The sequence below is a fragment of the Kluyvera sp. genome (assembly GCF_965301105.1).
Genome location: NZ_CBDKZX010000044.1, coordinates 25,428 through 33,999, shown reverse-complemented (window position 1 = coordinate 33,999; position 8,572 = coordinate 25,428). Strand labels below are relative to the sequence as shown.

The following is an 8,572-nucleotide window of genomic DNA, read 5'->3' as shown; positions in this document are numbered from 1 at the left end:
TCCATGGCAATTCCTGTTTATCTTTGGCTGAAAGACGACGGCGGCGCGGACATTAAAGGTTCTGTAGACGTTCAGGATCGTGAAGGCAGTATCGAAGTGGTGGCGCAGGAGCATAACCTGTACATCCCAACCGATAACAATACCGGCAAGCTGACCGGTACGCGTATCCACACCCCGTTCCTGTTCACCAAAGAAATCGACTCTTCCAGCCCGTATTTGTACAAGGCGGTCACCACCGGTCAGACCCTCAAGTCTGCGGAATTCAAGTGGTACAAAATTAACGACGCGGGTCAGGAAGTGGAGTACTTCAACACCAAACTTGAGAACGTGAAAGTGGTGAAAGTGAATCCTGTGATGCACGACATCAAGAATCCTTCTTTCGAGAAGCACAATCACCTCGAGCAGATTGAACTGCGTTACGAAAAAATCACCTGGACCTACAAAGACGGCAACATCATTCATTCCGATTCCTGGAACGAACGCGCCACCGCGTAAGACCGATGCGGACAGTTTCGCTGTCCGCAGTTTTTTGCTGAGCGCCTGTCCTGACAGGCATTGAGCAAAGAATCACACAATCTGCCTGCCTGACCTGATGCGCTTTGGGTGCCTTATTAAAAGGGAAAGCGAAGGGCGGTAGCGTGCCCGGGAATCATCAAGAGAGAGAAAAATGGAAAACTCAGCCGTCCTGTTACGTCGCCTCAATCCTTACTGCGCCCGCGCGCTGGAAGGGGCCGCTTCCTTGTGTCAGACCCGCGCGCATGCTGAAATCCTGCCGGAGCACTGGCTGCTGAAACTGCTGGAGCAGGGCGAAGGTGACATCACTGTGCTGGCTCGCCGCTACGAGTGGGACATGGACGACATGTGGCAGGCGCTGCTGGGCTGGCTGGACGCGCTGCCGCGCTCGGTGCGCCAACGTCCGCAGCTCTCCGACGCACTTAACGCGCTCTTAAAACAGGCGTGGATGGCCGCTTCTTTGCAGGGCGAGGAACACATCCGCAGTCTGCATCTGCTGATGGCGTTAATTGAAAGCCCGAAACTTGTTCACTGCGATGATTTATGGCCGCTGCTGACGCTGGGTCAGAGCCAGCTTGAGCGCCTGCGCCCGCTGCTGGACGCCCAGTCTGAAGAACGTCCGCAAGCACAGCTCGAAGCCGAACTGGCGCACCCCGCGGGCGACGTAGAATTTGTTGGTCGCCCGGTTGGGGTAAACACTCCGGAGGGCGAGCTGAACCCGGCGCTGCAAAACGCGTTGGATAAATTCACGCTCGATGTCACCGCCAAAGCCAAAGAGGGTAAAATCGACCCGGTATTTGGGCGCGATACGGAGATCCGCCAGATGGTGGATATTCTCTCCCGTCGCCGCAAGAACAATCCGATTCTGGTTGGCGAACCCGGCGTCGGCAAAACTGCGCTGGTGGAAGGACTCGCGCTACGTATTGCCGAAGGCAACGTGCCGGAGTCCCTCAAACCTGTGATTTTGCGTACGCTCGACCTCGGCCTGCTGCAGGCGGGCGCGGGTGTGAAGGGCGAATTCGAACAGCGCCTGAAAAACGTGATTGATGCGGTGCAGCAGTCTCCGGTGCCCATCTTGCTGTTTATCGATGAAGCGCACACCATTATTGGCGCTGGCAACCAGGCCGGCGGCGCGGATGCCGCTAACCTGCTGAAACCTGCGCTGGCGCGCGGCGAACTGCGCACTATCGCCGCCACAACCTGGAGCGAGTACAAGCAGTACTTCGAGCGCGACGCCGCTCTGGAGCGCCGCTTCCAGATGGTGAAAGTGGACGAGCCGGATGATGATACCGCCTGCCTGATGCTCCGCGGTTTGAAATCACGCTATGCCGAACACCACAATGTGCATATTACCGACGACGCGGTTCGCGCCGCCGTCACGCTCTCCCGCCGCTACCTGACTGGCCGCCAGTTGCCGGATAAAGCCGTTGACCTGCTCGATACTGCCGCGGCCCGCGTACGCATGAGCCTGGACACGGTGCCGGAGCAGCTAACCCGCATCCGGGCGCAAATCACCGCCCTTGAAATCGAGAAACAGGCGCTGCTGGAAGATATTGCTGTTGGCAATCAATACCATGGAGAACGCCTGCCGGTAATTGAGCGCGAAGAAAACACGCTTGTTGCGGCGCTTGAAGCCCTGGAAAGTCAGTACGACCTTGAGCTTCAACTGACTGAGCAACTGCTTGAAAGCCGCCGGGATATCTCGCGCCAGAGCGAAACGCATCGCCTTCAGCAAGCGCTCAACGATATGCAGCACAGTGACCCGCTGCTGTCGGTGGATGTGGACATCCGCACCGTCGCCAATGTGATTGCCGACTGGACCGGCGTGCCGCTCTCCTCGCTGATGAAGGATGAACAGAGCGAACTGCTGAGCCTGGAAAAGGAAATCGGCAAGCGCGTGGTTGGGCAGGATGTCGCGCTGACCGCTATCGCCCAGCGGCTGCGCGCCGCTAAGACAGGCCTGACTTCGGAGAACGGTCCGCAGGGCGTATTCCTGCTGGTTGGCCCAAGCGGCGTCGGTAAAACGGAAACCGCGCTGGCGCTGGCCGATGTGATGTACGGCGGCGAGAAGTCGCTAATTACCATCAATCTGTCTGAATACCAGGAGCCGCACACCGTATCCCAACTGAAAGGATCGCCTCCCGGCTATGTTGGTTACGGTCAGGGCGGCATCCTCACCGAAGCCGTGCGTAAGCGCCCCTACAGCGTGGTGCTGCTCGACGAAGTGGAAAAAGCGCATCGCGATGTGATGAACCTGTTTTATCAGGTGTTCGACCGCGGCTTTATGCGCGACGGTGAAGGGCGTGAAATCGACTTCCGTAACACGGTGATTCTGATGACCTCGAACCTCGGCAGCGACCCGCTGATGCAACTGCTGGCGGAAAGCCCGGAAGCCAGCGAAGGCGAACTGCACGAATTGCTGCGGCCAATTCTGCGTGACCACTTCCAGCCTGCGCTGCTGGCCCGCTTCCAGACGGTAATTTATCGGCCGCTGGCGGAAACGGCGATGCGTACCATTGTCGAGATGAAACTGGGGCAGGTAAGCCAGCGTCTGCACCGTCATTATGGGCTGACGACGCATATCGACAGCACGCTGTTTGATGCCTTGACCGCCGCCTGCCTGCTGCCGGATACCGGCGCGCGTAACGTTGACAGCCTGCTTAACCAGCAGATCCTGCCGGTGCTGAGCCAGCAGTTGCTGGCGCATATGGCCGCCAAACAAAAACCGCAGTCGCTGACCCTGAGCTGGAGTGAAGAAGAGGGGATTGCGCTGGAATTTGCACAGCCTGAAGGAGGCCGCGTATGAGCATGAGCCTGCCGATATTGTTCAGCCACAACCACCACCTGCTGGTGGTTAAAGGCTGTGAGTCCGCCCTCGACGTGCTGGCGTTTGAAGGCGACGAAGCGCTGAGCACGCCGTTTCGCTACCGTATCGAGTTCACCAGCCCCGACCATGCCATCAGCAAAGAGACGATGCTGATGAAAGCCGCGTCGCTGACGCTGCAGGCCCCGGTCGATCAGGGTTTTGGCATTAAAATTCAGCAGCCGGTGCGGGTGATTCAGGGAGTGGTCACCGGTTTTGAACGTCTTCGCACCTCGAAGGATGAAACCCACTACGCCCTGACGTTGCAGCCGCGTCTGGCGCTGCTCGACCGCTCGCACCAGAACGCGATTTACCAGGATATGTCGGTCCCGCAAATCGTCGAGAAAATTCTCCGCGAGCGTCACAACATGCGCGGACAGGATTTCCTGTTTTCGCTAACCAAAGAGTACCCGCGCCGTGAGCAGGTGATGCAGTACGGCGAGGACGACCTGCACTTTATCACCCGCCTGCTGGGCGAGGTGGGCGTCTGGTTTCGTTTCACCACCGACACGCGCCTGAACATTGACGTGGTGGCATTTTATGACGATCAGCAGGGTTATGAGAAAGGGCTGACGCTGCCGTCGATTCCACCGTCAGGGCAGCATTCGCAGGGTGTGGACGCGGTGTGGGGGATGGAGTGCCATCACCAGGTCGTACAAAAGCAGGTCAGCACCCGCGATTATAATTACCGTCAGGCCACGGAAAACATGAACACGCGAGTGGATGCCACCCGCGGCGACGATACCACCTACGGCGACGCCTACCACTACGCGGACAACTATCTGACGCCGGGCAGCGCTTATGACCGCAACCCAGCGCCGGAGTCCGGGGCGTTTTACGCCCGTATCCGCCATGAGCGCTATCTGAACGGCCAGACTCAGGCTCAGGCGCTCACCAGTTGTCCGACGCTCTCGCCGGGACAGGTGCTGAAAGTGACCGGCGGCTATGAAGTGGCGGAGGTGTTTACAGCAGGTGTGGTGGTGACGTCGATGCACTGCCATGCCCGTCGCGATACAGACTTTGGTGTGTTGTTTAACGGCATCCCGGACAGCGCCGATTTCAGCTTCCGCCCGCAACCCGGCACCCGCCCGGTGATGGCCGGCACGCTCCCGGCTCGCGTCACCAGCACCACGGAAAACGACACCTACGGGCATATCGATAAGGACGGCCGCTACCGCGTCAACATGCTGTTTGACCGGGACAGCTGGGAAACCGGCTTCGAGAGCCTGTGGGTACGCCAGTCGCGCCCGTACGCCGGCGACACCTACGGCCTGCACCTGCCGCTGCTGGCGGGCACCGAAGTGGCGATTGGTTTTGAGGACGGCAACCCGGACAGACCGTATATCTCCGGAGTCCTGCACGACTCGGCGCACGGCGACCACGTCACCATCCGCAACTATAAACGTAACGTGCTGCGCACCCCGGCGAACAACAAAATCCGCCTCGATGACGAGCGCGGGAAAGAGCATATCAAGGTCAGCACGGAGTACGGCGGGAAGAGTCAGCTCAATCTCGGGCATCTGGTCGACAGTGAGAAACAGAAGCGGGGCGAGGGGTTTGAGCTTCGCACGGATAGCTGGGGGGCGATACGGGCGCAGAAAGGGATTTTTATCAGTGCTGACGGGCAGAGCGCGGCACAGGGGCAGGTTCTTGATATGGAACCCGCGCTCGCACGGCTTTCAGCAGCATTAGTTGAAATGGAATCTCTTGCCGCCAGCGCACAGCAGGCACAGGCACTGGCTGCCGACGTCGGCCGCCAACAAAAACTTCTGAAACAAAAAATCGAGCAATTACATGAGGAAGTTATCCTGGGGAGTGCCCCGAAAGGAATGGCACTGGTGAGCGGTGAGGATATGCAGCTATCAGCCAGTGATAATCTGACGCTGACTGCGGGTAAACAACTGGATGTGGGCGTGCAGAAGAACTTCACGCTGGCGGCCGGTAAACAACTCAGTCTGTACAGTCGTGAAGGGGCAAAATTGTTCAGCTCGCAAAACGATATAGATATTCAGGCTCAGGGCGGAAACCTCACCACCTGGTCCACGCAGGACACGCATATTTCGAGTGGGAAGAAGATGGTCGTGACGGCACAGGATGAACTGACACTGATATGCGGCGGTGGCTATATCACAATCAAGGGCGGGAATGTTGAAATTGGTGGGCCGGGTAAACTGCTGATTAAGAACACGGGCATCAGGAAGGCGGGCTCAGGCAGTATGCAGGGGGTGATGAAGTCGTTTGAACCCTCAACGTTTGATGAGAAATTTGTTATTACACATCCCGTTTCAGGTAAGCCGCTGGCAAATCAGAATTATGATATTCATATGCCGGATGGAAAAATTCTGTCTGGTGTCACAGATAGTTCAGGAAACTCATCATTAATAATGTCAAAATCGATTGATGGACTGAAGATCGTATTGAAGAAATAAAGAAAGGAACAGAGATATGATAAATCTGATTATGCGGTTCTGCTTGATATATGTTGTGTTTGTTCTGAGTGGTTGTGTAGCGGGTCCGTATGGAGGCGGAGTTGCCTTAGTGAACCCTTTTTCTGCAATGAGTAATACGCAGAAAGAACCGGAAAAGGAAAAGCAGCAACCAGTGGTTTATGGGCCGCCACAGATAATATATCGCATTGATAAAGATCGTTATTTTACGCTTGAAGAGTATACCCGATGCGAAAATGGCAAAACCTTCTATAACAACAAAGCGAAAGGGATTCATACACAAATATCACCTTCGTCAGGTTATTTATTTAAAGGACGGCTGTTCTGGTTGTCAAACCGTGATGATTATTTGGCTTTTCCAATGACGAGAAATAATAATAAAGCTGCTTGCATGGGGTCGGATAAAGGATGTTTGAACATTGTTGCAGTAACAACAGATGGGGGGAAAACAGTACGCTCAGTGACGTATGGTTCAAATACACAAGATCCGAATGGTGATACAAAAAACTATGACATGCTGGTAACTAATGATGGATTTTATATGATTGAGTACGCTTTTGAGGAACGAACTCCGACTAGTGCGTATGCCTTGAAATGGACATTTAGTCCGGCCACCAAACAATCTAATCCTGCCTACCCTGGGGTAACAGGACCAATTTATCAACCAGAGCTTTCTTTTGACGTTTCTCAGGTACCCCAGGAAATTATGCAATGTGATCGTAAACTCGAACCAAGAAAACAGTAGGAAGGAGTGTCAAATGACCAACAAAATGTCCCCTACACGAAAGGTTGAGGTTTATACTACAGATAATGGCAATCCCTTCTCATATTCTGTTACATCACATAAAAATGTTAAAGTTAATGCAGAGGTTCAACCTCCATTACAATTTCCCGGGCTGATTATATTCGTTCATGGAGTAAATTCTGAGGGTGAATGGTATGACCATGCTGAAAAGGCACTATGCGACGGATTGAATAAACGACTGGGATTGACATCTTTAGATGAGCAATTTCGGTTACAGGGGAACAAATATGAAAATGGTCATTGGAATGATGAACACACCACCTGGGTAGTGCCTCCACGAAAAATGACTGTGGAGGGTCGTTCTCCTGTTATCCGTTTCTACTGGGGGTACCGCGCGGCGGATAATGAAACCGATAAATACGCTATTCCGCTAAAAAATAAAAAGGGTGATAATTATTACGACCTGACGCCTGAACAGCGAAAAAGATCAGGCCCCTTTTACTGGGGAGGCGGCCCTTTCCAGAATGGCTGCAACCAACTGGTCAGCTTATGGAGTGAAAAAGGGTTTGATAACTGGCCTTCAGCACTGGGCATTCCGGTGCCATTTAGCACGCAGTTACTGAACGGTGAACGCGACAGACTTCTTACAGCAGCCCCACCGCGTCACTATTATGCTCATGCAGCAGGTCGTCTGGCAAAGCTCGTTAAAACTATTCGTGATAAACATTCTGAAGATACAGTGACGGTGCTGTCACACAGTCAGGGAACCATGGTTGCCCTGGCCGCAGCTGCAATCGAAGCCCCGGATGCACTGTTTGTGATGAATTCACCCTATGCGCTGGATAATGAAATGACAACCTATATTTCATATCCCATGAATGAGATCATCAGTAAAGAAGCCAGAGAGGCGACATTTGCCGATATTGTTAAGAAAGTGGCTGAAAACAAAACACGCTTAAAAAAGCAAGGATGTAATAGATTACTTGCCGGAGCAAGCTGTGATGGTGAAAGCTGGACGCCGGAAGGTAAAACTCACGGAGGTGTACAGGAACGTGATAACCATGGAACCACCTGGATCTACTGTAACCCTCATGATCGCGTAATGGGCTCTTCACCCCTTCGGAGTATTGGCTGGCAGGGGTTGCCAAATACTAAAAGTAGTAATTTTACAGAGCCTCACCCCCTGTTTAATACCGCTGGTGACACCTTATACGTACGTATGCTTGGGCGAAATACCCCTTGCGGCAACATACCTGACACTCAGACTCATTTCAGCGACCTTGGTGATGGGAAGCCATTCTGGGATAGCACGACCACAATAATGGAAAAATTGACATGGCCTGAACCGGTTAGTGGGCAGAAATTGACAATCAATGGCCCATTGGTTCCTGAACCCCTGACCGCGAAAGAATTAGAAAATTTTGATGAAAATTACCGGAGTAAAGAAAAGCAAACCGGTAAAGTTGGATTTGGATACGGCCAGATCGATGCTGATACGATCCATAACGGAGATATTTATTCTGGCAAACCTGTTGATTATGACTATCGCTACTACATTTCCCTTTATGGTTATTTTGATCAAAAAATGAAACTCAAAGAACCCTCTGGGATTAATTTGCCTGGGCCGGGAGAAAAAGAGGATCGTAACAGATATGAAAAACAATCCAGAGAAGAAATGTTGGAAGATGTTCGTACCTATGTTCAGCGACCAACAGATCACAGCACATTGCCAATGAATGAACATTTTATGAGCCGGGTTGTTGCCTATGATTTGCCAGTTGGTTATTGCTGGCACTCCTGGGACAAAGAAAGTCTTGCTGAATTACGTTATCAGGCTGACTGGCTGGAAAGTGATGATTATTACTGGACGGGAAAACTCACGATCCCTGCTATGCCTGCAATTATAAGAAGAGATGTGGCAAGCGATGCCACAGAAAAGAGAACCCATGAAATGGAACGGCTTCAACTTAAAAAATAACATCAACAGTTAACGAGGCATGCACT

Annotated in this window: 5 protein-coding genes; all 5 read left to right on the top strand. The window is 53.2% G+C overall.

What is annotated here, in order from left to right; all coding sequences use genetic code 11:
- Positions 1 to 3 precede the first annotated feature (3 nt).
- The 5 genes from hcp to ACW14G_RS14935 all read left to right on the top strand — a co-directional run bounded on the left by hcp (position 4) and on the right by ACW14G_RS14935 (position 8,546).
- On the top strand, positions 4 to 495 hold the full coding sequence (gene hcp, locus ACW14G_RS14955; protein WP_159378585.1) for a type VI secretion system effector Hcp: 492 nt from the start codon (positions 4 to 6) through the stop codon (positions 493 to 495).
- Positions 496 to 667: 172 nt separating this feature from the next.
- Positions 668 to 3,319 (top strand): type VI secretion system ATPase TssH, encoded by a 2,652-nt coding sequence (gene tssH, locus ACW14G_RS14950; protein WP_249022944.1) that lies wholly within the window; start codon positions 668 to 670, stop codon positions 3,317 to 3,319.
- Positions 3,316 to 5,805, top strand: coding sequence for a type VI secretion system Vgr family protein (locus ACW14G_RS14945; RefSeq protein ID WP_419057124.1), 2,490 nt, complete (start codon positions 3,316 to 3,318; stop codon positions 5,803 to 5,805). The genes tssH and ACW14G_RS14945 overlap by 4 nt, the downstream gene beginning before the upstream one ends.
- Before the next feature lie 16 nt (positions 5,806 to 5,821).
- Positions 5,822 to 6,568 carry a T6SS immunity protein Tli3 family protein gene (locus ACW14G_RS14940; protein WP_419057125.1) on the top strand — a complete coding sequence of 249 codons (747 nt, stop codon included), beginning with the start codon at positions 5,822 to 5,824 and terminating at the stop codon, positions 6,566 to 6,568.
- 13 nt (positions 6,569 to 6,581) lie between these two features.
- On the top strand, positions 6,582 to 8,546 hold the full coding sequence (locus tag ACW14G_RS14935; protein WP_419057126.1) for a T6SS effector phospholipase Tle3 domain-containing protein: 1,965 nt from the start codon (positions 6,582 to 6,584) through the stop codon (positions 8,544 to 8,546).
- Positions 8,547 to 8,572 lie beyond the last annotated feature (26 nt).

What these genes read in the sequence shown, in the direction of transcription:
- hcp (WP_159378585.1), top strand. Translation starts at nt 4, where the DNA reads ATGGCAATTCCTGTTTATCTTTGGCTGAAAGACGACGGCGGCGCGGAC.
- tssH (WP_249022944.1), top strand. Translation starts at nt 668, where the DNA reads ATGGAAAACTCAGCCGTCCTGTTACGTCGCCTCAATCCTTACTGCGCC.
- ACW14G_RS14945 (WP_419057124.1), top strand. Translation starts at nt 3,316, where the DNA reads ATGAGCATGAGCCTGCCGATATTGTTCAGCCACAACCACCACCTGCTG.
- ACW14G_RS14940 (WP_419057125.1), top strand. Translation starts at nt 5,822, where the DNA reads ATGATAAATCTGATTATGCGGTTCTGCTTGATATATGTTGTGTTTGTT.
- ACW14G_RS14935 (WP_419057126.1), top strand. Translation starts at nt 6,582, where the DNA reads ATGACCAACAAAATGTCCCCTACACGAAAGGTTGAGGTTTATACTACA.